The 22,155-nt window shown below is 58.5% G+C and carries 20 protein-coding genes; 4 read left to right on the top strand and 16 right to left on the bottom strand.

The window, feature by feature from the left end:
• Nucleotides 1-50 precede the first annotated feature (50 nt).
• From atpA to rpmH, 15 genes are all read right to left on the bottom strand, one after another.
• A complete protein-coding gene (atpA, locus tag HUW35_RS06575) occupies nucleotides 51-1,595 on the bottom strand; it encodes a F0F1 ATP synthase subunit alpha (RefSeq protein ID WP_181254802.1) in 1,545 nt (514 codons plus the stop codon).
• A gap of 51 nt (nucleotides 1,596-1,646) precedes the next feature.
• Nucleotides 1,647-2,180, bottom strand: coding sequence for a F0F1 ATP synthase subunit delta (locus HUW35_RS06570; protein ID WP_181254801.1), 534 nt, complete (start codon nucleotides 2,178-2,180; stop codon nucleotides 1,647-1,649).
• An 11-nt stretch (nucleotides 2,181-2,191) separates the two neighbouring features.
• Entirely contained in the window at nucleotides 2,192-2,662 is a 471-nt protein-coding gene (locus HUW35_RS06565; protein ID WP_181254800.1) for a F0F1 ATP synthase subunit B, read from the bottom strand.
• 55 nt (nucleotides 2,663-2,717) lie between these two features.
• Complete coding sequence (atpE, locus tag HUW35_RS06560) at nucleotides 2,718-2,966, bottom strand: F0F1 ATP synthase subunit C (RefSeq protein ID WP_010131056.1); 249 nt, start codon at nucleotides 2,964-2,966, stop codon at nucleotides 2,718-2,720.
• Nucleotides 2,967-3,060: 94 nt separating this feature from the next.
• Nucleotides 3,061-4,002 carry a F0F1 ATP synthase subunit A gene (atpB, locus tag HUW35_RS06555; protein ID WP_181254799.1) on the bottom strand — a complete coding sequence of 314 codons (942 nt, stop codon included), beginning with the start codon at nucleotides 4,000-4,002 and terminating at the stop codon, nucleotides 3,061-3,063.
• 108 nt (nucleotides 4,003-4,110) lie between these two features.
• Nucleotides 4,111-4,596, bottom strand: coding sequence for an ATP synthase subunit I (locus HUW35_RS06550; RefSeq protein WP_255463527.1), 486 nt, complete (start codon nucleotides 4,594-4,596; stop codon nucleotides 4,111-4,113).
• 178 nt (nucleotides 4,597-4,774) lie between these two features.
• Nucleotides 4,775-5,683 carry a ParB/RepB/Spo0J family partition protein gene (locus HUW35_RS06545; RefSeq protein ID WP_181254798.1) on the bottom strand — a complete coding sequence of 303 codons (909 nt, stop codon included), beginning with the start codon at nucleotides 5,681-5,683 and terminating at the stop codon, nucleotides 4,775-4,777.
• 18 nt (nucleotides 5,684-5,701) lie between these two features.
• A complete protein-coding gene (locus HUW35_RS06540) occupies nucleotides 5,702-6,523 on the bottom strand; it encodes a ParA family protein (protein WP_181254797.1) in 822 nt (273 codons plus the stop codon).
• Between the two features lie 195 nt (nucleotides 6,524-6,718).
• Entirely contained in the window at nucleotides 6,719-7,363 is a 645-nt protein-coding gene (rsmG, locus tag HUW35_RS06535) for a 16S rRNA (guanine(527)-N(7))-methyltransferase RsmG (protein ID WP_181254796.1), read from the bottom strand.
• A 4-nt stretch (nucleotides 7,364-7,367) separates the two neighbouring features.
• Nucleotides 7,368-9,257, bottom strand: coding sequence for a tRNA uridine-5-carboxymethylaminomethyl(34) synthesis enzyme MnmG (gene mnmG, locus HUW35_RS06530; RefSeq protein ID WP_181254795.1), 1,890 nt, complete (start codon nucleotides 9,255-9,257; stop codon nucleotides 7,368-7,370).
• An 813-nt stretch (nucleotides 9,258-10,070) separates the two neighbouring features.
• Nucleotides 10,071-11,444 carry a tRNA uridine-5-carboxymethylaminomethyl(34) synthesis GTPase MnmE gene (gene mnmE / locus HUW35_RS06525; RefSeq protein WP_181254794.1) on the bottom strand — a complete coding sequence of 458 codons (1,374 nt, stop codon included), beginning with the start codon at nucleotides 11,442-11,444 and terminating at the stop codon, nucleotides 10,071-10,073.
• A 115-nt stretch (nucleotides 11,445-11,559) separates the two neighbouring features.
• Complete coding sequence (yidC, locus tag HUW35_RS06520; protein WP_181254793.1) at nucleotides 11,560-13,218, bottom strand: membrane protein insertase YidC; 1,659 nt, start codon at nucleotides 13,216-13,218, stop codon at nucleotides 11,560-11,562.
• A gap of 31 nt (nucleotides 13,219-13,249) precedes the next feature.
• Nucleotides 13,250-13,495 (bottom strand): membrane protein insertion efficiency factor YidD, encoded by a 246-nt coding sequence (gene yidD / locus HUW35_RS06515; RefSeq protein WP_181254792.1) that lies wholly within the window; start codon nucleotides 13,493-13,495, stop codon nucleotides 13,250-13,252.
• A complete protein-coding gene (rnpA, locus tag HUW35_RS06510) occupies nucleotides 13,492-13,974 on the bottom strand; it encodes a ribonuclease P protein component (protein WP_181254791.1) in 483 nt (160 codons plus the stop codon). The genes yidD and rnpA overlap by 4 nt, the downstream gene beginning before the upstream one ends.
• A gap of 44 nt (nucleotides 13,975-14,018) precedes the next feature.
• Nucleotides 14,019-14,153 carry a 50S ribosomal protein L34 gene (gene rpmH / locus HUW35_RS06505; protein WP_078085405.1) on the bottom strand — a complete coding sequence of 45 codons (135 nt, stop codon included), beginning with the start codon at nucleotides 14,151-14,153 and terminating at the stop codon, nucleotides 14,019-14,021.
• A 679-nt stretch (nucleotides 14,154-14,832) separates the two neighbouring features.
• Between rpmH and dnaA the strand changes: the two genes are divergently transcribed.
• The 4 genes from dnaA (at nucleotide 14,833) to gyrB (ending at nucleotide 21,551) form a co-directional block, all read left to right on the top strand.
• Complete coding sequence (gene dnaA, locus HUW35_RS06500; RefSeq protein ID WP_181254790.1) at nucleotides 14,833-16,563, top strand: chromosomal replication initiator protein DnaA; 1,731 nt, start codon at nucleotides 14,833-14,835, stop codon at nucleotides 16,561-16,563.
• Between the two features lie 87 nt (nucleotides 16,564-16,650).
• Nucleotides 16,651-17,760, top strand: a complete 1,110-nt coding sequence (gene dnaN / locus HUW35_RS06495; RefSeq protein ID WP_078085403.1) for a DNA polymerase III subunit beta — start codon at nucleotides 16,651-16,653, stop codon at nucleotides 17,758-17,760.
• Nucleotides 17,761-17,904: 144 nt separating this feature from the next.
• On the top strand, nucleotides 17,905-18,999 hold the full coding sequence (gene recF, locus HUW35_RS06490; RefSeq protein ID WP_181254789.1) for a DNA replication/repair protein RecF: 1,095 nt from the start codon (nucleotides 17,905-17,907) through the stop codon (nucleotides 18,997-18,999).
• 131 nt (nucleotides 19,000-19,130) lie between these two features.
• The gene (gene gyrB, locus HUW35_RS06485) at nucleotides 19,131-21,551 is read left to right on the top strand and encodes a DNA topoisomerase (ATP-hydrolyzing) subunit B (RefSeq protein WP_181254788.1); all 2,421 of its coding nucleotides are present in this window, start codon (nucleotides 19,131-19,133) and stop codon (nucleotides 21,549-21,551) included.
• Between the two features lie 115 nt (nucleotides 21,552-21,666).
• Here gyrB and HUW35_RS06480 read toward each other — a convergent pair whose 3' ends face one another.
• Nucleotides 21,667-22,134: a GNAT family N-acetyltransferase gene (locus tag HUW35_RS06480; RefSeq protein ID WP_181254787.1), complete on the bottom strand. Its 468-nt coding sequence runs from the start codon at nucleotides 22,132-22,134 to the stop codon at nucleotides 21,667-21,669.
• Nucleotides 22,135-22,155: the final 21 nt, after the last annotated feature.

Raw genomic sequence — 22,155 nt, 5'->3', positions numbered from 1 at the left:
AAGTTAACCAGTAGAAGCCGGCTTGCGGGCCGGCTTCTACGCACGGGTACTTACCAGCTACCAGTAGCGACGAATTTCTCGATCGCGGCCTTAAAGGCGCTGTCGATTTCGTCGTTGTAGTTACCGGTGCTGTTTACTTGCTGCATCAGCTCTGCGTGTTCGCTGTTCATGTAAGCGAGCAGGGCGGATTCGAAGTCCAGCACCTTGTTAACTTCTACGTCGTTCAGGTAACCCTTGTCCGCGGCATAAACGGAAACAGCCATGTCCGCGATAGACAGCGGAGAGTACTGCTTCTGCTTCATCAGCTCGGTAACGCGCTCACCGTGGTCCAGCTGGGCCTTGGTAGCCTCGTCCAGGTCGGAAGCGAACTGGGAGAAGGCCGCGAGTTCGCGGTACTGAGCCAGCGCGGTACGGATACCACCGGACAGCTTCTTGATGATCTTGGTCTGGGCAGAACCACCAACACGGGATACGGAGATACCCGGGTTGATTGCCGGACGTACACCGGAGTTGAACAGGTCGGTTTCCAGGAAGATCTGACCATCGGTAATGGAGATTACGTTGGTCGGTACGAATGCGGAAACGTCACCCGCCTGGGTTTCGATGATCGGCAGTGCGGTCAGGGAGCCGGTCTTGCCTTTCACTTCACCGTTGGTGAACTTTTCTACGTACTCGGCGTTTACACGCGCGGCGCGCTCCAGCAGACGGGAGTGCAAGTAGAAAACGTCACCCGGGTATGCTTCACGGCCCGGAGGACGCTTCAGCAGCAGGGAGATCTGACGGTAGGCCCAGGCCTGCTTGGTCAGGTCATCGTAAATGATCAGGGCGTCTTCACCGCGGTCGCGGAAGTACTCACCCATGGTGCAGCCTACGTACGGTGCCAGGAACTGCATCGCAGCCGGGTCGGCAGCGCCGGCGGCAACCACGATGGTGTGATCCATAGCGCCGTGCTCTTCCAGCTTGCGCACAACGTTGGCAATAGAAGACTGCTTCTGGCCTACGGCAACGTAGATACACTTAATGCCGGTGCCTTTCTGGTTGATGATCGCATCGATCGCAACCGCAGTTTTACCGATCTGACGGTCGCCGATGATCAGCTCACGCTGGCCACGACCGATCGGGATCATGGTGTCTACCGCTTTCAGACCGGTCTGTACCGGCTGATCTACGGACTGACGGGCAATTACGCCGGGGGCTACTTTCTCAACCGCGTCGGTCAGCTTGTTGTTCAGCGGACCTTTACCGTCGATCGGATTACCCAGTGCGTCAACCACGCGACCCAGCAGCTCCGGACCAACCGGTGCCTCCAGGATGCGGCCGGTGCAACGGCACTTCTGGCCTTCCGCCAGGGACTTGTAGTCACCCAGTACGATGGCACCAACGGAATCACGCTCCAGGTTCAGCGCCATACCGGTGACGCCGCCCTCGAACTCGATCATTTCACCGTACATCACGTCGGCCAGGCCGTGGATGCGGATGATACCGTCGGATACGGAAACAATGGTGCCCTCGTTCTGGGCCTCGGTGCTCACATCGAGATTGTCGATGCGGCTCTTGATAATTTCACTGATCTCAGAGGGATTCAGTTGCTGCATGCTCTGTTCCTCGAATTCCCCTCCACCGCGTACGGTAGAGGGGACGATAATTTAGGAGTTCATCGCCTCGGCGAGTTTGGCCAGTCGACCGCGCACGGTACCGTCGATCACCGTGTCACCAGCGCGAATGATTGCGCCGCCCAGCAGGTTTTCATCCACCGCGTTGTGCAGGTGCACCTCGCGGGAAAACTTCTTGCTGAGAGCCTGGGTGAGGCGCTGGGACTGTTCGTCGCTGAGCGGGCGGGCAGAAATAACTTCCACTTCGAGAGTGGCTTCTGCCTGGGCCTTCAGGTCTTCGAACAGTTCGGAAATTTCCGGCAGCAGCGGCAGGCGGTGGTTTTCCGCCAGCAGCTTGATGAAGTTCTGCAGGGACGCATCGAAGTCGCCACAAACAGACAGGAATTTTTCCGCGCGCACTTCACTGGTCAGCTGTGGGTTATCCAACAGCTCGCCAACTTTTTCGTTCTGGCTGACCGCCGCTGCGGTTGCCAACGCAACGCTCCAACCGGAAAGGTTGGAGGCTTGCTGTGCGTGGGCAAAGGCCGCTTTCGCGTAGGGCCGGGCCAGAGTGCTGAGTTCCGCCATGGGTTCCTCGCTTACAGCTCGGCTGCCAGTTTCTCGATCAGGTCATCGTGTGCCTTGGCATCGATGTTGACCGAGAGAATTTTCTCGGCGCCGGCAACAGACAGGCTAGCGACACGCGAACGAAGCTGTTCTTTCGCACGGTTCACTTCCTGCTCGATTTCCGCCTGGGCGGCAGCTTTCAGGCGATCGCCTTCGCTGCGCGCGGCTTCTTTGGCTTCATCAACGATCTGATTGGCGCGCTTGTTAGCGCCATCGATGATTTCTGCAGCCTGGGCCTTGGCTTCTTTCAGTTGCTCGGCAGCTTTGCGCTGAGCCAGTTCGAGATCTTTCTCCGCGCGCTCGGCTTCTTGCAGACCGGTAGCAATCTTTTGCTCACGCTCTTGCATAACACCCAGCAGGGCCGGCCAGACAAACTTCCAGCAGAACCATACGAAGGCGAGAAAGGTGATCGACTGGCCGATCAGAGTCAGGTTGATATTCACACCGACACCTCTTGCTCTTTCAAAAATGGGTTAAAGGGCAATTGGAACGATGGAATTAACCAGCCAGACCAGGAGCAACCGCGAAAATCAGGTACATAGCGATACCAACACCGATCATCGGTACGGCGTCGAGCAGACCAGCCATCAGGAACATTTTGCCCTGCAGAGCGGGGGCCTGTTCCGGCTGACGAGCAGAGCCTTCCAGCAGTTTGCCACCCAGGGTGCCGAAACCGATAGCAGTACCCAGTGCGCCCAGACCGATCAGCAGTGCAGCAGCTACGTATACCAGACCTAATGCTTCCATTGTTTTCTCCAAAGTAAAGTTAAAGAGTTGTTGAAGTTAAAAGTGAGTGAAAAAAGTCAGTAAACCGACAAAACCGTTACATCCGGCACGACCATTACTGGTCGTGCGCGTGCTCTTCTTCCCGGTCGTGCGCCATCGCCATGTACACAGTGGTCAGCACCATGAATACGAAGGCCTGCAGGGTAATCACCAGGATGTGGAAAATGGCCCAGCCCATCTGCAGCAGGCCGGCACCGATAAAGCCGAGAACACCTACACCAAACACGATGGCGATCAGGATAAAGATCATTTCACCGGCGTAGAGGTTGCCGAACAAACGCAGGCCCAGGGAGACCGGCTTGGCAATCAGGGACACCGCTTCCAGCAGGAAGTTGAACGGGATCAGGAAAATATCGATGTACCACTTGCCGGAGTGGAAGGGGTGCAGGGTGAGCTCTTTGACGAAGCCCATCAGGCCCTTCTCACGCACACTGAAGAAAATCATCAGCGCGAATACGGCCAGAGCCATACCCAGAGTGGCGTTGAGATCGGTAGTCGGCACTACCTTGAAGTAGACGTGATGCGGATCCACACCGGTAATGGCAGAAGTACCGTGGGCAAAGGCCAGCGGCAACCAGTCTACCGGCACCAGGTCCATGAGGTTCATCAGGAACACCCAGGTGAAAATGGTCAGGGCCATCGGCGCGACCATGCTGTTGCGGTGAGGGAAGGTGTCCTTGACGACCTTGTCGACGAAATCGACGATCAGCTCGACAAAGCTCTGGAAACCGCTCGGTACGCCGGCGGTAGCTTTCTTTGCGGCGCGCGCGAACAGGAAGCAGAAAAGCATGCCCAGACCGATGGACCATCCGAGCGTGTCCAGGTGGACCGCCCAGAAGCCCATGTCGGCTGCTTCCTGACTGCTGTGCGCAACAGTCCAGGTGGATTCAGTGAGTACGCTCCCGTCAGCACGGGTGTAACCCGCGGGAAGTTTACCGTAAGCAAGATTTTGCAGGTGGTGCTGGATATAACCCGTCGCGGTTTGTTCGGCAGCCATAGTTCCTCAACACGTTTTAAGATAAAAAACTTTTTTCAGGAACCCCTGCCTGCGCCAGCCATCTATCTTTGGCGCAGTCACTCTTCGGGGTTCCGGGCCGCCGGCTATTTAATGCCTCGTTGCATGCAGGCGGGCCACTAGAATCCATTGCAAAATCACACACAAGCTGTAGCTGATAAACAGCACCGCTGCGTTCAGCGGTTTTACCGCGGCGAACACTGCCGCGAACCCGGCCAGGGTCATTACAAACTTGCCGGTCTCAGCGCGGTAGAAGCTCGCCACCGTGCGCTGACTTGCGCGAGCTCCACGCAATTTGCGTCCGCCCGGGCTCAATAGCTCAAAGGCGCGCAATCCAAAATACAGATTGGGCAGCACACACAGGGTGCCGCCGAGCAGGGCGGAGAGCGCAATCACTCGCCCCAGCGTCAGTTCGAGCGCCAGCGCAGCCAGCAAAACAGCTGCCAGCTGGATCAGCGAAATCTTTACTACCGGGGGATTACGCATAGGCGGGAACTGGCCGGCCGGATTTTGATCTCCGCCCAAATTTTGGGCGTGCGAATTATGTCGGAACAGGCCAGCCGATTCAACTGGCAAATATCGTCAGTTGGTATGGCTTTCGCGTTCTTTTGTCACCCCCCGAAGCGATAGTGAACACTCACCTATTTACAGGAATGTCCGCCTTGGGAGGATCGGTTGTGCGACATGTGAGCGCACCAGCTTGGCGCACAAATTCTGCAACCGTTGCAATTGTAACGGTTGCAGAGCGGGCGAATCAGTCCTCGCTGTATCCCAGATGGGCGAGGATACCGTCCAGCTCATCGAGACTGGTGTATTTGAGCACCAGCTTGCCGGCGCCTTTTTCACCGTGATCGATGGCAACCGGCACGCCAATTTTTTCAGCCAGGCGCTCGCTGAGGCGTCGAATATTCGGATCCACTTCCGGTTTCTTCGCCTTCGGCTTGCCGGCCTGCTCCTGGATACGGCGTACCAGCGCCTCTGTCTGGCGTACGGTCAGGCCGCGATCCACCACCTGGCGGGCGGCTTCGCGCTGACCATCACCGGACAAGCCCAACAGAGCCTTGGCGTGGCCGGTTTCAATATCACCGCGCTCGAGGAAGGTACGCACTTCGTCGGTCAGGCTCAACAGGCGCAACAGGTTGGTCACTGCGGTGCGGGATTTGCCCACCGCTTCCGCCACCTGCTGCTGGGTGAGCTCGAATTCGTCCTGCAGGCGCTTGAGGGCAACCGCCTCCTCGACCGGGTTGAGATCTTCGCGCTGGATGTTTTCGATCAGCGCCATGGCGATGGCAGCTTCGTCAGCCACATCGCGGATCAATGCCGGAACCTTGTCCAGTTCGGCCAGCTGGGCTGCGCGCCAGCGGCGCTCACCGGCGATGATCTCGTACTTGTGCTCGCCGATCGGGCGCACGACGATGGGCTGCATGATGCCCTGGGCGCGGATGGAGTCAGCCAGTTCCTGCAGGGATTCCTGTGGGAAGTCGCGGCGCGGCTGATAGCGGCCGCGCTGCAAAAATTCGATGGGCAGCTCTTTGAGCTCGCCGTCGACGCGCTCGACGATATCGCCATTGCGCTCACCAGTGGCGACGGCGATCGCCTCGCTGGCATTGTTGCTGATCAGATGGGAAAGCCCTTTCCCGAGGCCTTTGCGTTTCGCGGCCATAAGTCTTCTACCTCAGTCTTATACCGCTTCCGCTACCGGACGGGGTCCACTGTTTGAATTGCTGTTGTTCTGGTTAGCTGCGGCATGGCGACGAGTGATCTCGCCGGCGAGCGCCAGGTAGGCGATGGCGCCCTTGGAGTTGCGATCGTATTCCAGCGCCGGCTTGCCGAAGCTGGGGGCTTCCGCCAGACGCACATTGCGCGGAATGCAGGTGCGGTACAGGCGATCGCCAAAGTATTCGTTGAGCTGATCCGAAACATCCCCGGTGAGGCTGTTGCGCGGATCGTACATGGTGCGCAGGATACCCTCGATGCGCAGGTCCGGATTGGCGGCCTGCTGCACCTGGGTGATGGTATCAATCAGGGAGGAGAGTCCCTCCAGTGCGTAGTACTCGCACTGCATCGGGATCAGCACACCACCAGCGGCACACAGCGCGTTGACCGTGAGCATGTTCAGGGATGGCGGGCAGTCGATGATGATGTAGTCGTAGTCGTTGCTGATCTCCGCCAGCGCCTGGCGCAGGCGTGACTCGCGGCCATCCATTTCCAGCAGCTCCACCTCGGCGGCAGACAGGTCGATATTTGCCGGCATCAGGTCGAACCCGCTGGAGGTGGTCACGATCGCCTTGCGCGGCGGCAGCAGGCTGGCGAGCACATCGTAACTGGAAAGCTGCAGCTCGCTCTTGTCGACACCGCTGCCCATGGTGGCATTGCCCTGGGGATCGAGGTCGATCAGCAGCACACGTCGCTTGCTGGCAACGAGAGAGGCTGACAGGTTGACGCAGGTGGTGGTTTTACCCACGCCACCTTTCTGGTTGGCTACCGCAAAAATCTTGCTCAAGGTTCTGGTCCTGTTGTTCCCGGTGGCTCGGTATCCTGTGGCCGGCCGGGCTCGCCGCTGGGCCGGGGTCACCGGAAGGCGCGGCAGCAAAAGCGCACTCGCGAACATCGGCCCGGTGCGCAGGTGTCGAATTTCATTCGGATATCTGGCCACGCCAGACATTGTTTGCAGTGGCGATTCCGTCGAATCGCCGCCTCAACCCTCGCGTACGAGGACGATCAGATGGCGCTCGGCATCGCAGCCGGGCACCTGCAGGGCGTGCAGCTGTTCGACCTTAATGCCTTTTGGCAATGCACTCAACTCATCTTCCGGGATCTTGCCCTTCATCGCATAGAATCGGCCACCCGGAGCTAGTAAATGCTCACTACCGGCCACCATGTCCTGCAGCGAAGCAAATGCCCGCGATACCACTCCGGCATAGGCCTCCCCGGGCTGGTAAGCCTCAACCCGCTGGTTCACCACGTTGATATTGGCAAGCTTGAGCTGGCTGGCAACCTGAAACTGGAAGCGGGACTTTTTGCCGTTGCTGTCGAGCAGGCTGATCGGACGCTCCGGATGGATAATGGCCAGTGGGATGCCCGGCAGGCCGCCACCGGAGCCCACATCGATCAGCGGTGAACAGTCATCGGAGCTCACACCACACAGATTGACCACGCTCAGGCTGTCGATGATATGGCGCTCGAGCATCTCCGACGGATCCCGCACCGCGGAGAGGTTATACGCCGCATTCCAGCGCGCAAACAGATCCAGATAGGCCAGCAGTTTGTCCTGCTGCTCGGTGGTCAGTGACAGCGCTAACTGTTCTGCCGCCTGCTGCAGGCGGGGGCGAAACTGTTCCATACCGTCAGACCGCCTTCTTGCGGCTCAACAGGCCGCGCTTCTTCAGCTGAATCAGCAACAGCGACACCGCGGCCGGGGTCACCCCGGGAACCCGGCCCGCGCGGGCGAGGGTATCCGGGCGCGCATCGCTCAGTTTCTGGATCACTTCGTTGGACAGCCCGGAAACTGCCGCGTAGTCGAAATCCGCCGGTAGTGGCGTGTCTTCGTAGGCTTGCAGGCGCTCGATCTCATCCCGCTGACGATCGATATAACCCGCGTACTTGGCCGCGATTTCCACCTGTTCGGCCACTTTTTCATCCGTAACCGGCTCGCCCTTGAGCGCAGCCACATCGCCGTAGTTCAGTTCCGGGCGGCGCAGTAGGTCCTGCAGGCTGTACTCCCGTGCCAGAGGTTGCGGCAGCTTCTGCTCCACAATCTTGGCGGCATCGCTGCCCGGCTGGATCCAGGTCTCCTTGAGGCGCTGCTGTTCGCGCTCCATGGACTCGCGCTTTTCACAGAACGCCTGCCAGCGGACGTCGTCCACCAACCCCAGTTCGCGACCCTTTTCGGTAAGGCGCAGATCCGCGTTGTCTTCACGCAGCAGCAGGCGGTACTCCGCGCGGCTGGTGAACATGCGATAGGGCTCCTTGGTGCCACTGGTGATCAGGTCGTCCACCAGTACCCCCAGATAGGCCTCGTCGCGGCGCGGCGCCCAGGCGTCTTTGTCCTGGGCCAGCAGTGCGGCATTGGCCCCCGCGAGCAGCCCCTGGGCTGCGGCTTCTTCGTAGCCGGTAGTGCCATTGATCTGGCCGGCGAAGAACAGGCCGTGGATAAATTTGGTTTCCAGCGACGGTCGCAGGTCCCGCGGATCGAAGAAATCGTATTCGATGGCGTAGCCCGGGCGGGTGATATGTGCGTTTTCGAACCCCTTGATCGAACGCACCAGATCCATCTGCACATCGAACGGCAGGCTGGTTGAGATGCCGTTGGGATACAGCTCGTTGGTGGTCAATCCCTCGGGCTCGATAAAGATCTGGTGGCTGTTCTTGTCGGCAAAGCGGTGCACCTTGTCCTCGATGGAGGGGCAGTAGCGCGGGCCGATGCCCTCGATCACCCCGGAATACATCGGGGAGCGGTCGAGGCCGCCGTGAATGATCTCGTGCGTGCGCTCGTTGGTATGGGTAATCCAGCAGCAGACCTGGCGCGGGTGCTGCTCGCGGCGACCGAGGTAAGACATCACCGGCAGCGGCTCGTCGCCCCACTGCTCCTCGAGGCCGGAGAAGTCCACCGAGCGCGCATCGATACGCGGCGGCGTGCCTGTCTTCAGACGCTCCACACGGAACGGCAGCGCGCGCAGGCGCTCCGCCAGGGCGATGGAGGGGGGATCTCCGGCCCGACCACCCGCGTGGTTGTCGAGTCCGATATGGATGCGACCGCCGAGAAAGGTTCCCGCGGTGATCACTACCGATTTCCCGCGGAAGCGCAGGCCGGCATTGGTCACGACCCCGGTAACACGGTCGTTCTCCACGATCAGATCGTCGGCAGCCTGCTGGAAGATATCCAGGTTGGGCTGATTCTCCAGGATGCTGCGGATCGCCGCGCGGTACAGGGCGCGGTCAGCCTGGGCGCGGGTGGCGCGCACCGCCGGGCCTTTGCGTGCATTGAGCACGCGAAACTGGATACCGCCCAGGTCTGTGGCCGTGGCCATGGCGCCCCCCAGGGCATCCACTTCTTTCACCAGGTGGCTCTTGCCGATACCACCGATGGCGGGATTACACGACATCTGACCGAGGGTCTCGATGTTGTGGGTCAGCAGCAGGGTACGGCTGCCCATACGCGCAGCGGCGAGGGAAGCTTCGGTACCGGCGTGTCCGCCGCCAATCACGATCACATCATATTGTGTGGGGTAATCCATAGGGTCGAGCTCTGGCGGCCTGTGGCACGCAGTAGGGGGTGAATCCTGTGGGCACTGCACCGGGGCAGGCAAAAATTCGGCCGCACATTATAGGCACCTTCAGCTGTGCAAAAAAGCGGCACGGCAAATTTACTTTTCTGCTTTCTCTTTAATACATAAATAAAGTTATACATACCTTACGTATAAGTACGTGTTTATATTTAATGTAATTATTAGAGGGGGTGGATTTGCTGTATAGGTTCAAAAAGTGTATTTAAAACAGTGACTTACATCAATGATAACTACCCCTTAAACCCCTGCTTTTGCGGGGGTACAACCCATGTACGCGGGTGTGGACAGGCGGGATAACTTTGCCACTTTAGATCTACTCTGCAGGTTATCCCCGGATTCGTACCGTTTTTTGTGACCACTTTCCCAGTGATTCGTCCACAACCGACCGAAACACCATGCTGATTTCTCTTGGTTGTGAATAAGTCTGTGGGTTTACGGGATAATTTGCTGTGTTGGGATCTTGGATAGGTGGTCCATCTGGATAACCTTGTGGATTGCTGTGAGCAACTCCTGTGGTTTGTACGGGGAAGGGCTGTTGTCGGAATCTGGGCCGCGACCTAAATTCCTGATGTGGACAACTGGATTGCCAAAATTGGCAGCTGCGGTCGGCAGCCGACTGAGTGGTTCTGCTGACGTTGATGGGTATTCGGGGGGCTAGACGGGGGGCTAGACGGGGGGCTAGACGGGGGGCTAGACGGGGGGTACGGGCAGGTTTGGTGCTGCCCGCAGTCTTTTTTCAGGTAGGGAAGGGGGGGGCAGGGTTTATTTGCCGATACAGAAGCTGCCGAAGATTTTGCCGAGTAGTTCGTCGGCAGTCATGGCGCCGGTAATCTCCCCCAGCGCCTGTTGTGCCTGTCGCAGGTCTTCCGCCAGCAGTTCCCCGGCGCCGCTGGCAGTGAGCTGCGCGCGGCCTTCGAGAATAAACCCCCGCGCGCGCGCCAGGGCATCCAGGTGTCGCCGGCGTGCGCTGAATGCCCCCTCGTTGCCGGACTGGTAGCCCATGCACTGTTTCAGGTGATGCTTCAGGTCTTCGATACCGGCGCCTGTTTTGGCGCTGATCGCGATGATCGGTATGCCGTCGCTATGTGCCTGTAAACCGGCGCTGTACTCGGTGAGGTCGATTTTGTTGACCACCAGGGTGAGCTTTTCCGCATCTGGCAGCTGGCGGGTAAAGTCCGGCCAGGCCTGTTCCGGATCCAGTGAGTTGAGTTCGCGGGCGTCGACCACCAGCAGTACGCGGTCGGCACTGCGGATCTCATCCCACGCCCGCTGCATCCCGATCTGCTCCACCTGGTCCGGTGATTCCCTCAAGCCGGCTGTGTCCGCGATATGCAGTGGCATACCGTCGATATGAATGTGCTCGCGCAGCACATCGCGGGTGGTGCCGGCGATGTCGGTCACTATCGCCGTGTCTTTTCCCGCCAGTGCATTGAGCAGGCTCGACTTTCCGGCATTGGGTTTACCGGCGATTGCCACCTGCATCCCCTCGCGCATGATGGTGCCCTGGCGCGCCTGGGCATCGACCGTGTCCAGTTGCGTCAGCAGGGCATCAATATCTGCGGCAACCTTGCCATCGGCGAGAAAATCGATTTCTTCTTCCGGAAAATCGATCGATGCTTCGACATAGATACGTAAAGCGGTCAATTGGGTGGATAACTCTTCGATTTTTTCGGAGAAAACACCCTGTAGGGAGCGCAGCGCATTCTGTGCGGCCTGTGCACTTCCCGCGTCAATCAGGTCGGCCACCGCCTCGGCTTGCGCCAGATCCATCTTGTCATTGAGAAAAGCGCGCTCGGAGAACTCTCCAGGCCGCGCCTGGCGCGCCCCCATTTCGATCAGCGCAGACATCAGCGTATCGAGGATCACCGGTCCGCCGTGACCCTGGAGTTCTACCACGTCTTCGCCGGTAAATGAGTTGGGTCCGGGGAAGAACAGTGCCAGCCCCTGATCCAGTAACTGGTCGCCGCGGGCAAAATCGCAATAGTGGGCAAAGCGCGGTTTGAAGGGTTTACCGGCGAGCTGTTCACCGATTTCCCGGGCTCGGGCACCGGACAGGCGAATCACACCGATTCCCCCGCGTCCGGGAGGCGTGGCGACGGCGGCGATGGTCTCTTTGCTGAGGCTTTGCTGGGACATGCTCTGAGTTTATCCAGAATTCTCAAATTTGTTGCAGATAAAAGAAGGGCCGCGCAATGCGGCCCTTAACTTTCTTGTGACTTCCGGGGCGTTCTGCCTCGGTAGATTTGCGGTCCTACTTGCCCGCCGCTTCGACCTGCTTATTGATAAACCAGGTCTGGGCAATGGTGATCAGGTTGTTCGCGATCCAGTAGATGACCATGCCGGCGGGGAACCACAGGAAGAAGAAGGTCATCATCACCGGCATCAGCTGCATGATCTTGGCCTGGGTTGGGTCCGTGGGCTGCGGGTTCAGCTTCTGCATAAACCACATGGACAGTCCCATGATCACCGGCAGGATGAAATAGGGGTCCTTCACCGACAGGTCGTGAATCCAGCCGATCCACGGCGCATGGCGCAGTTCGACGGTTTCCATCAGCATCCAGTAGAGACCGATAAATACCGGCATCTGCAGCAGGATCGGCAGACAGCCACCCACCGGGTTGATCTTCTCCCGGCGGTACAGCTTCATGGTCTCTTCCGCCAACTTCTGGCGATTGTCCTTGTATTGCTCCTGCAGTTTCTTCATCTGCGGCGCGAACTTGCGCATGCGCGCCATGGACTTGAGGCCGGCGGCAGACAGCGGGAACAGCAGTGCCTTGATGAACACCGTGAGCAGGATGATGGACCAGCCCCAGTTGTCCACGATGTGATCGTGGATCCAGTTCAGTACCCGGAACATGGGTTTCGCCAGCCACCACAGCCAGCCGTAGTCCACGGTCAGGTCCAGATAGGGAGAGATTTCTTCCAGGCGGTAAACGTCTTTCGGGCCGGCGTAGAAGGAAGCTTCCACGGTACCCTGCTTACCGGGCTCAATACGCAACTGCGGGCTGGTAAAGCCCATGCTGTAGAGGCCGTTGCCGATGGGCTGCAGGGCAAAGGTGTTGTTTTCCTGCTGATTGGGTACCCAGGCGCTCAGGAAGTAGTGCTGGACCATGGCAACCCAGCCGCCCTGAATGGTTTCAGTGGTCGGCTTTTTGCTGATGTCTTCAAAGTCCTGCTTGTAATAGTTTTCCTCACTGGTGTGCAGTGCTGCGCCGAGGAAGGGGGACATGCCGATGCCCACATCCACCGGGGGCTCCAGGCTGTCGCGCACGATCTCGCCGCACATACCGGCCAGCAGCGGCTTGTCGCGGCCGTTGTCGACCAGGTAGGAAACCTTGATCAGGTAGTCGCCGCGGTTGAAGGTAAAGCGCTTGGTGAAGCCGATACCGTTCTGGGTCTGCTTCAGATCGACGGTGAGGGTGTCTTTCCCCTCCTGCAGGGCGTATTCGCTGGCGTCACTGGTAAACGCCGGACGGCCTGCGGAGCAATTACCCTTACCGCCGACCAGACCGCTTTTAGCTACATAGGTGTGGCTGCGGGTCTGGTTGAGCAGGATCAGGGGGCGGTCCGGCGTATCGATCTCTTCGTAGTATTTGCGCAGCGCGACTTTGACGATATCGCCGCCATTGGGATCGATCAGCAGGCTCAGGGTGTCAGTATTGACGCTGATCAGTTTTGGCTGGCTGGTGGATCCCACTTCCGGAATGGCGCCGTCGGGCAGTTCGCCATCGTTGCTACCAGCTTGCGCCTGGCTGCTGGGCAGGGTCTCGGAACCCTGGGCCTGGGAGTGCACCACGGTTTTCTGGTCGAGGGCGGGGGTGTGCTGCTCCTGGAAAGCGTTCCATTGGTAAATCAGGGCCAGGAGGACCGCGGCGATGCCGCCGACCAGCGTGTAGCGTTGCCAATCCATTATTTCGATAGCCTTGTTGCGGTGGCGGAAATTATTCGGCCGCCGGAGTTTTTGATTCTTTGGAAGCGGGGGGGACATGGTCCAGACCGCCGGGATGCCAAGGGTGGCATTTTATAAGGCGGCGCAGGGTTAAATAACCCCCTTTGCAGAATCCGTGGGTTTTTAATGCATCTTCAGCATAACGGGAGCAGGTGGGGTAGAAGCGACACTGGTTACCCACCCAGGGGCTGGCGATCAGACGGTATAAATGGATCAGCTTGATGGCCAGCCATTTCACGGTTGATCTCCCGGTGAGGATGTTGCACGCGCCTTGCCGCCGCTCCCCCCGCGTTTCTTACCGCTGCGCTGGTTGCGCGGTCGGTTGGATCCGCCATTATCCGGCTGCGGATTGCGCGCTCGCTGGTCCAGCTTGCGCCACAGTTTGCCGAATATCTTGTGTAATGCCGCGTTGTCCAGTTCACCGGCACCGGCGCGCGCGAGGATCACGGCATCCAGTGGGAACAGGTCGTGTTGGCGCAGGCGGAAAGTTTCACGAGCGATACGCTTGATGCGATTGCGGTCGGTAGCGTTGCGGACGTGTTTTTTGGCAATGACGAGGCCGAGCCTGGGATGCTCCAGCTCGTTCGGGCGGGCGAGGATCAGGAATTGAGGCTGCGCGGCGCGAACCGGCGCAGAATCAAAAACGGCGCGATACTGCGCCGCATTGAGCAGCCGCAGCGGCTTGGCGAATGCGAAGTCGCTGCGTGGGCACTGCATGATGATTCAGTGGCAAATATAAGGTTGCTCGCAGAGCGGCAATCTTATGCGCACAGAACCTTGCGGCCTTTGGCGCGACGACGAGCCAGTACTTTGCGGCCGTTCTTGGTGGCCATACGGGCACGGAAACCGTGGTTGCGCTTGCGCTTCAAGTTGCTGGGCTGAAATGTGCGTTTCATGGTGTTACTACCTGGAGTTATGTCCCGGAGTTATGTCCTGGAAGTTTGCGTAATTCTGGGCCGCTTGCGGCAATAGCCCGTTGCGGCACGCCCTGATGGGCCGACTTCGGAGCGGGCTATGCGCTGCGAAGGCGGCGGATTGTATAGAAACAAGCCAGCTAAAGCAACGGAATTGGGGGATTCCTGTGCAGGAAATTCCTCGACCGGGGTTCGGTTCGTCTCAGGAGGGGCTGTTTCCATCTGTGCACCGTTTGGCTGTGGTGTCGGTACAATCCAGCGAGGCACCATTATAAGGAAGGAAGTGGAAACTCGGGGGGCATTTTCCGGTCGAAGGCGGGTGCAAGCTCGGGTAGAAAAGCACGCTATTTTCACAAGCTGTTGTATTGGTTGCAGTATTCGTGGAAGTTCACCGGTTTACCCCAAGCTATCCACAGATAGCTGTGGATAACTAGATTCCGTTATGACTCGTTGTCCGGTTATTTTGTGCTCAAGCCTTTGATATTACAGGGCTTTCCGTACGAAAAGTTGTCCCCATTTTCCGGTTATTTGTGGATAACCTGCGGAGCAACCGATATACTACCCGCCTTCTTTTGAGGTGCTGCCCGGTGTTTTCGGGGGCAGCTTTCTGCTGGCACTTTTTGGGCGCAGTCGCACCTCGATCCGTGTTTTAGGGGGTTCCTTGTCTGATTCCGTTTGGAAGCAGTGTGCTGCTTGTTTGCAGGATGAATTGCCACCACAGCAATTCAATACCTGGATTCGGCCGCTGCGCGTCAGTGACGACTGTTCCGAGGGGGAGCTGCGTCTGGTGGCGCCCAATCGCTTTATTATCAACTGGGTAAGCGACAAGTTTCTCGATCGCATTCGCGAGCTCGTGCAGCAGTTTGCGGGTCGTTCCCTGCCTGTAGAAGTGGTCGCCATGGAGCGCCGCACCGCGCGTTTCCGGCGTAACCTGGGTGGTGCGGATGCACCGCAGCATCAGGGATATCATCAGCCCCAGCCTGCGGCAGCGCCGCCGGTTGCGCGGGCATCATCTTTTGGCGGTGGAAACGCGCACGGTGGCACTCAACACAACGACGGCGTGCCGCCGGGGCGTACGCCGGGTTTTGCGTTCGGCAATACCGGCGGCGAGAGCGCCGAGCGCCACACTTCCGGGTACGGTGATCGCAACCACCGCTCCTCTCTACCTTCTGCCCGCAGCGGCTCTGCCGGAGCACCTGGTGTTTCCCCGGACGCCCGCAATCTCGCGGCCGAGGAGGCGGGTGCTGACGCATTGACCGCAGCGGAGCGTTTGCCCGCAGACCTGCATTCCGGTAGTGAAGTAGTTGTTCCGCCGGCGCAGAACACGGGCGGCGGCCAGCGCAAGGTGGAAGTGGAAGGTGCGATCAAGCACGGCAGTTCACTTAACCGCGGTTTTACCTTTGCGTCTTTTGTAGAGGGTAAGTCCAACCAGTTGGGTCTGGCGGCTGCCCAGCAGATTTCTGACAACCCGGGTGGCGCCTATAATCCGCTGTTTATTTATGGTGGTGTCGGCCTCGGCAAGACCCACCTTATGCACGCCGTGGGTAACGCGCTGGTTGACCGCAATCCCAATGCGAAGGTGGTATACCTGCACTCCGAGCGGTTTGTGGCCGATATGGTGAAGGCGCTGCAGCTCAATGCGATCAGTGATTTCAAGCGTTACTACCGATCTGTGGACGCGCTGCTGATTGACGATATCCAGTTCTTCGCTGGCAAGGAGCGCTCCCAGGAGGAGTTCTTCCATACCTTCAATGCGCTGCTTGAGGGCGGCCAGCAGATCATTCTTACCTGCGATCGTTACCCGAAGGAAATCGATGGCCTTGAGGAGCGCCTCAAGTCGCGTTTTGGCTGGGGATTGACGGTGGCGGTGGAGCCGCCGGAGCTTGAAACCCGCGTTGCCATCTTGATGAAAAAGGCCGAGCAGGTGGGTGTCGACCTACCGCATGACTCTGCGTTTTTTATCGCCCAGCGCATCCGTTCCAACGTCCGAGAGCTCGAGGGTGCATTGCGGCGAGTGATTGCCAATGCGCAGTTCACCGGCCGCGCCATTGACGATATTCTGGTGCGCGAGGCGTTGAAGGACCTGTTGGCGCTGCAGGATCGCCTGGTCAGCATCGATAATATCCAGCGTGTGGTTGCCGAATACTACAAGATCAAGGTTGCGGATCTGCTTTCCAAGCGCCGCAGTCGCTCTGTAGCGCGTCCACGGCAAGTGGCTATGTCACTCGCCAAGGAACTGACGAACCACAGTCTGCCGGAAATTGGTGATGCGTTTGGCGGACGCGACCACACCACGGTGTTGCACGCGTGTCGGAAGATCAAGCAGCTGCAGGAGTCTGACGGCGATATCCGCGAGGATGTGCGCCTGCTGACCCGTTCCCTGACAACCTGAAGTTATTGATATATTTAGAATTTTTCCAGATCCCCGCGCGGGGAGCGGAATTACAAAAATGACCTAACAAAGATCAAGGCAATAATTATGAAATTCAGCGTTAGCCGCGATGCCCTGGTAAAGCCGCTGCAACTGGTTGCGGGTGTGGTTGAAAAACGTCAGACCCTGCCGGTTTTGGCCAATGTGCTTCTGCAGCTGCAGGGGCAGGAGCTTTCGCTCACCGGTACCGATCTGGAAGTAGAGATCGTTGGCCGACTTCAGTTGGACCAGCCCGCCGAGATGGAGGGCGAGGTTACCGTTCCCGCGCGCAAGTTGTTGGATATCTGTCGCTCTCTGCCGGACGGCTCCGAGCTCAAATTCGAGCGCGACGGTGAGCGCCTGGTACTGCGCAGCGGCCGCAGCCGTTTTCAGCTGTCCACGCTGCCCGCCAGTGATTTCCCGAATCAGGAAGAGACCACCGCGCAGAGCCGGTTCAGTATTTCCCAGCGTGAGATCCGCCGCCTGATTGAAGCCACCGGCTTTGCCATGGCGCAGCAGGACGTTCGCTATTACCTGAATGGCCTGCTGCTGGAGTGTCGCCCGCAGCAGCTACGCGCAGTGGCTACCGACGGTCACCGCCTGGCGCTGTGTGACCGGGATGCACCGGGTCTCAACGTTGAGGCGCCGATCCAGGCAATCGTGCCGCGCAAGGGCGTGCTTGAGCTGGCCCGACTGCTGGAAGATACCGATGTGAGTGCCGATGTGGTGCTCGGCAACAACCATATTCGCGTTAACAGCGGTCCGTTCACTTTCACATCCAAGCTGGTGGACGGCAAATTCCCGGACTACGAACGTGTATTGCCGCGCGGTACCGGGAATGAAGTATTTGCCGATCGTCTGATGCTGCGCCAGGCCTTCCAGCGCGCCGCGATCCTGTCCAATGAAAAGTACCGCGGTGTGCGTCTGCAGTTGTCCGAAGGGCTGTTGCAGATTGTTGCCAACAACCCCGAACAGGAAGAGGCGGAAGAGCAGCTGATGGTTGATTACCATGGGGATCCGCTGGAGATCGGATTCAATGTGGGCTATCTGCTGGATGTCACTGCAGCGATTCACAGCGATCAGATCCGTATCGGCCTTGGAGATGCCAACAGCAGTGCGCTGCTGCAGCAGCCGGAGCAGGGCGACTCTGTGTACGTGATTATGCCGATGCGGCTTTGATCCAGTCGCTGACCCAGGGGCTTGTCGGTTTATCATTTTGATCTTCTGCCTTAAGTTATCCCGTTTGTCGCAAAAGACCGCCACCCAGACAGGGTGGCGGTCTTTTCGTATGTGTCTGTCGGTGTTTTTCAGCGGAGTCGTGCTGTGGCGCTGAACAGATTGGTCCTGAGTAACTTTCGAAACATCGTGTCTGTGGATTTGCAGCTGGCACCGGCAGTGAACCTGTTTTGTGGTGCCAATGGCAGTGGCAAGACCTCGCTGCTCGAGGCGGTGCATATGCTCGCCAGTGGCCGCTCTTTCCGCTCCCGGCAGAGTCAGACAGTGATTCGTCACGAAGCCGATGTATTGGCGGTTTTTGCGCGCCTGGCTGGTGGCACAACGCTGGGTGTTGAGAAGCGTCGGGATGGGCAGGGCCGGATTCGTATCAATCAATCGCCGGCGGAAAGTAGTTCCCAGCTGGCGTCCTGCCTGCCGTTACAGGTAATTAACAGCGAAAGCTTTGCCGCGCTGGACGGTGGTCCAGGGGTTAGGCGGCAATTATTGGATTGGACAGTGTTCCACGTGGAACATGGCTTTGCTCTGCAGTGGAAGGTCTATCAGACTGCATTGAAGCAGCGCAATGCACTGCTTCGTCGTGGTAAAATCGACTCCAAATCCCTGGATCCATGGGAACAACAGCTGGTCAAAAGTGGTGAGGCGGTAGACATGCTTCGCCGAGAGGTTTTCTCGCGGTTGAATGTCCAGTTCCAGCGTCGGTTGCTGGATCTACCCGAGTCAGTGTTCGGGGCGCTACAGCTTCACTACAGAGGCGGCTGGAAGAAGGAGTTGAGCCTGGGGGAGGCCTTGCAGGCTTCACGAGAGGGTGATCTTGCCCAGGGTTTTACCCGGGTTGGCCCCCACAGAGCGGATTTGCGCTTTGTTATCCACGGCCAGCCTGCCCATGCCGTTCTCTCTCGGGGGCAGCAGAAGATGGCTGTCTGTGCGTTGCGTACGGCAATGGCTTCGGTGGTCGAGGGTGCGCAGAAGGCGGTGTTTCTGGTAGATGATCTTCCGTCAGAGCTTGATGAGGGGAATCAGGCGCTATTTGCCCACTGGGTAAGCGCCTGTGCCAGTCAGGTTCTGGTTACGGGAATTGAACACTCCGTCACAGCGCGGCCCTGGCTACAACTGCCGGAGCCGTGGAATGCGCCGAAGATGTTCCACGTGGAACATGGGGTCGTAACTGCAGCGGAAAATTAAACACTGTCGGGCAGGCGAGTAAGGCCGGACAGGGCGTGCGATGTGTATGCGCAAAGAACGATTGTCAGACTGAAAAGAATTTCAAACTCAGAGTGCCGGGCAACCACGCCGGGCGTGAACGGAGCAACAGAATGTCGGAAGAGAATAACTACGATTCCAGTAGCATCAAGGTGCTCAAGGGCCTTGATGCAGTGCGCAAGCGCCCCGGGATGTATATTGGTGATACCGATGACGGCACCGGCCTGCACCACATGGTATTCGAGGTGGTGGATAACTCCATCGACGAAGCACTGGCGGGGCATTGCGACGAGATTCGTGTGATCATTCACCCGGACGAATCCGTCAGTGTTTCCGATAACGGTCGTGGTATTCCCACCGAAATGCACCCGGAAGAGGGCGTTTCCGCGGCCGAAGTGATCATGACCGTACTCCACGCGGGCGGTAAGTTCGATGACAATACCTACAAGGTATCCGGCGGCCTGCACGGTGTGGGGGTTTCCGTGGTGAACGCACTGTCGGCGGAGTTAAAGCTCACCATCCGTCGCGGAGGCAAGATCCATGAGCAGGTTTACCGCCACGGTGTTCCTGAAGCGCCTCTGGCCGTTGTTGGAGATTCCGATACCACCGGTACCACGGTGCACTTCAAGCCCTCGGCAGACACCTTTACCAATATCGAATTCCACTTCGAACAGCTGGCCAAGCGCCTGCGCGAACTGTCGTTCCTGAACTCCGGCGTACGTATCGTGTTGCGCGACGAACGCAGCGGTAAAGAGGAAGTCTACGAGTACGAAGGCGGTCTGCGCGCCTTTGTGGAATTCCTCAACCAGAACAAAACCCCGATCAACAAGGTACTGCACTTCCAGAACCAGCGCGAAGACGGGATCGCAGTCGAAGTGGCGCTGCAGTGGAACGACTCCTTCCAGGAAAATATCTACTGCTACACCAACAATATTCCCCAGCGCGATGGTGGTACCCACCTGGCTGGTTTCCGCGCGGCTTTGACCCGTGGACTGAATAACTACATCGAAAAAGAAGGTGTAGGTAAAAAGGACAAGGTAAGCACCACCGGTGACGACGCCCGCGAGGGGCTCACCGCGATCATTTCGGTAAAAGTACCGGATCCGAAATTCTCCTCCCAGACCAAAGACAAGCTGGTCTCCTCGGAAGTTAAGCCCGCGGTTGAGCAGGAGATGGGGCAGTCCTTCAACGATTATCTGTTGGAAAATCCGCAGGAAGCCAAGGCGGTGGTGGGCAAGATGATCGACGCCGCACGCGCCCGGGAAGCGGCGCGCAAGGCGCGGGAAATGACCCGCCGCAAGGGCGCACTGGATATCGCCGGCCTGCCCGGCAAGCTGGCGGACTGTCAGCAGAAAGACCCCGCGCTTTCCGAACTGTACCTGGTGGAGGGTGATTCCGCAGGTGGTTCTGCCAAGCAGGGGCGCGATCGCCGCACCCAGGCGATCCTGCCACTGAAGGGTAAGATCCTGAACGTCGAAAAAGCCCGCTTCGACAAGATGTTGTCCAGTGCCGAAGTCGGCACCCTGATTACCGCGCTGGGTTGCGGTATCGGCAAGAGCGAATTCAATCCGGACAAGCTGCGCTATCACTCCATCATCATCATGACCGACGCCGATGTGGATGGTGCACATATCCGAACCCTGCTACTGACCTTCTTCTTCCGCCAGATGCCGGAACTGATCGAGCGCGGGCACGTGTTTATTGCCCAGCCGCCACTGTACAAAATCGGCAAGGGCAAGCAGGAGCAGTACCTGAAGGATGAGGCGGCACTTACCCAGTTCCTGACCAATGCCGCCCTGGAAAGCGCCACCCTGTACGTAAATCCGGAAGCACCGGGACTGTCTGGCACTGCGCTGGAATCCCTGGTGAAGGAATACCGCGGGGTGATGGCTACCATCGACCGCCTGTCCCGTCTGTACCCGGAAGAAGTACTGCAGAGTATGGTCTATCTGCCGAGCCTGAAGCCGGAAGAGCTGCAGTCGGAAGCGCATATGCGCGAATGGACGCAGAAGCTGCACGAGCTACTGGAAAGTGAAGGCGAGGGCGGTGGCCGCCGCCATGCGGTCACCGTCTCGGAAGATTCTGAGCGCAACCTGTTCCTGCCAACCATCGACATCGTGGCTCACGGTGTGAGCAGTCGCTACACGGTCAGCCACGAATTCTTCGAATCTGCAGAGTACCGCTCTATCTGTCAGCTGGGCGAAAAGATGCAGGATCTGCTGGAAGAGGGTGCCTTTATCCAGCGCGGTGAAAAACGTCAGCCGGTAAGCAGCTTCCCGGAAGCACTGGCCTGGCTGATGAACGAAAGTCGCCGCGGCTACAGCATCCAGCGCTATAAGGGGTTGGGTGAGATGAACCCGGAGCAGCTGTGGGAGACCACTATGAATCCGGAAAGCCGTCGCATGCTTCAGGTTACTGTGGAAGATGCGATCGCTGCCGACCAGATCTTCACCACCCTGATGGGAGACCAGGTGGAGCCCCGTCGGGAATTCATCGAGAGCAATGCACTGGCGGTGGAAAACCTGGACGTCTAAGACTTCAAGCCCGGTTGAGAGATAGGGTAAGCAGTATGTAAGCGCTCACATCTATCTCGTATAGATAGCCCGATCAGTTTTCACTGATCGGGCTTTTTTCTTTCTGGGAGCTTCGTCAGGCAACACGGCAATTCATCACGATCTCATCCTGGTTCGCGGCCTGGTTGAACGCTCGATCGGTCTCAGCGAAGCCGTGTTGTTGCAGGAAGTAGCGTCCCCGCAGGTTTTCCTCCAGCACCCGTGTCTCGAGCTGTATGCGACCAAATTTTGCCTGTGCCATCAGCTCGCTGCCCACACCGCGCCCCTGTTCTCCGGGGGATACGAAGATGGTTTCTACGTGCAGGTTGTCGGTGATGGTCACAAGCCCCTCTGCAATATCACTACCCGGCCGGGTATAGACCCAGTGACTGACGCCTGTCGAAGACGACTGGCTGGCGCGATACTGGGTAGTTAACTGTCTGCGCAGTGCCCGCGCTTCCGCCATCCAGAATTTAACCGGCACGCTTGGGTGACTGCTGCATGCGAGGTGCAACCAGAGTTGCGACAGACGCTCTATATCGGATTCCTGAAGCGGTCTCAGCATAGATTCTCCACCTACCAGATA

Origin of the sequence: Microbulbifer sp. YPW1, assembly GCF_013367775.1 — a bacterium.
Classification (GTDB): domain Bacteria; phylum Pseudomonadota; class Gammaproteobacteria; order Pseudomonadales; family Cellvibrionaceae; genus Microbulbifer.
Note: the sequence above shows the minus strand (reverse complement) of the source record. Positions and strands in the feature narration are given on the sequence as shown.

Bases quoted from the DNA above. Each gene is read 5' to 3' on its own strand.
- atpA (WP_181254802.1), bottom strand. From the start codon at position 1,595: ATGCAGCAACTGAATCCCTCTGAGATCAGTGAAATTATCAAGAGCCGC.
- HUW35_RS06570 (WP_181254801.1), bottom strand. From the start codon at position 2,180: ATGGCGGAACTCAGCACTCTGGCCCGGCCCTACGCGAAAGCGGCCTTT.
- atpE (WP_010131056.1), bottom strand. From the start codon at position 2,966: ATGGAAGCATTAGGTCTGGTATACGTAGCTGCTGCACTGCTGATCGGT.
- atpB (WP_181254799.1), bottom strand. From the start codon at position 4,002: ATGGCTGCCGAACAAACCGCGACGGGTTATATCCAGCACCACCTGCAA.
- HUW35_RS06545 (WP_181254798.1), bottom strand. From the start codon at position 5,683: ATGGCCGCGAAACGCAAAGGCCTCGGGAAAGGGCTTTCCCATCTGATC.
- rsmG (WP_181254796.1), bottom strand. From the start codon at position 7,363: ATGGAACAGTTTCGCCCCCGCCTGCAGCAGGCGGCAGAACAGTTAGCG.
- mnmG (WP_181254795.1), bottom strand. From the start codon at position 9,257: ATGGATTACCCCACACAATATGATGTGATCGTGATTGGCGGCGGACAC.
- mnmE (WP_181254794.1), bottom strand. From the start codon at position 11,444: ATGTCCCAGCAAAGCCTCAGCAAAGAGACCATCGCCGCCGTCGCCACG.
- yidC (WP_181254793.1), bottom strand. From the start codon at position 13,218: ATGGATTGGCAACGCTACACGCTGGTCGGCGGCATCGCCGCGGTCCTC.
- rnpA (WP_181254791.1), bottom strand. From the start codon at position 13,974: ATGCAGTGCCCACGCAGCGACTTCGCATTCGCCAAGCCGCTGCGGCTG.
- rpmH (WP_078085405.1), bottom strand. From the start codon at position 14,153: ATGAAACGCACATTTCAGCCCAGCAACTTGAAGCGCAAGCGCAACCAC.
- dnaN (WP_078085403.1), top strand. From the start codon at position 16,651: ATGAAATTCAGCGTTAGCCGCGATGCCCTGGTAAAGCCGCTGCAACTG.
- gyrB (WP_181254788.1), top strand. From the start codon at position 19,131: ATGTCGGAAGAGAATAACTACGATTCCAGTAGCATCAAGGTGCTCAAG.
- HUW35_RS06480 (WP_181254787.1), bottom strand. From the start codon at position 22,134: ATGCTGAGACCGCTTCAGGAATCCGATATAGAGCGTCTGTCGCAACTC.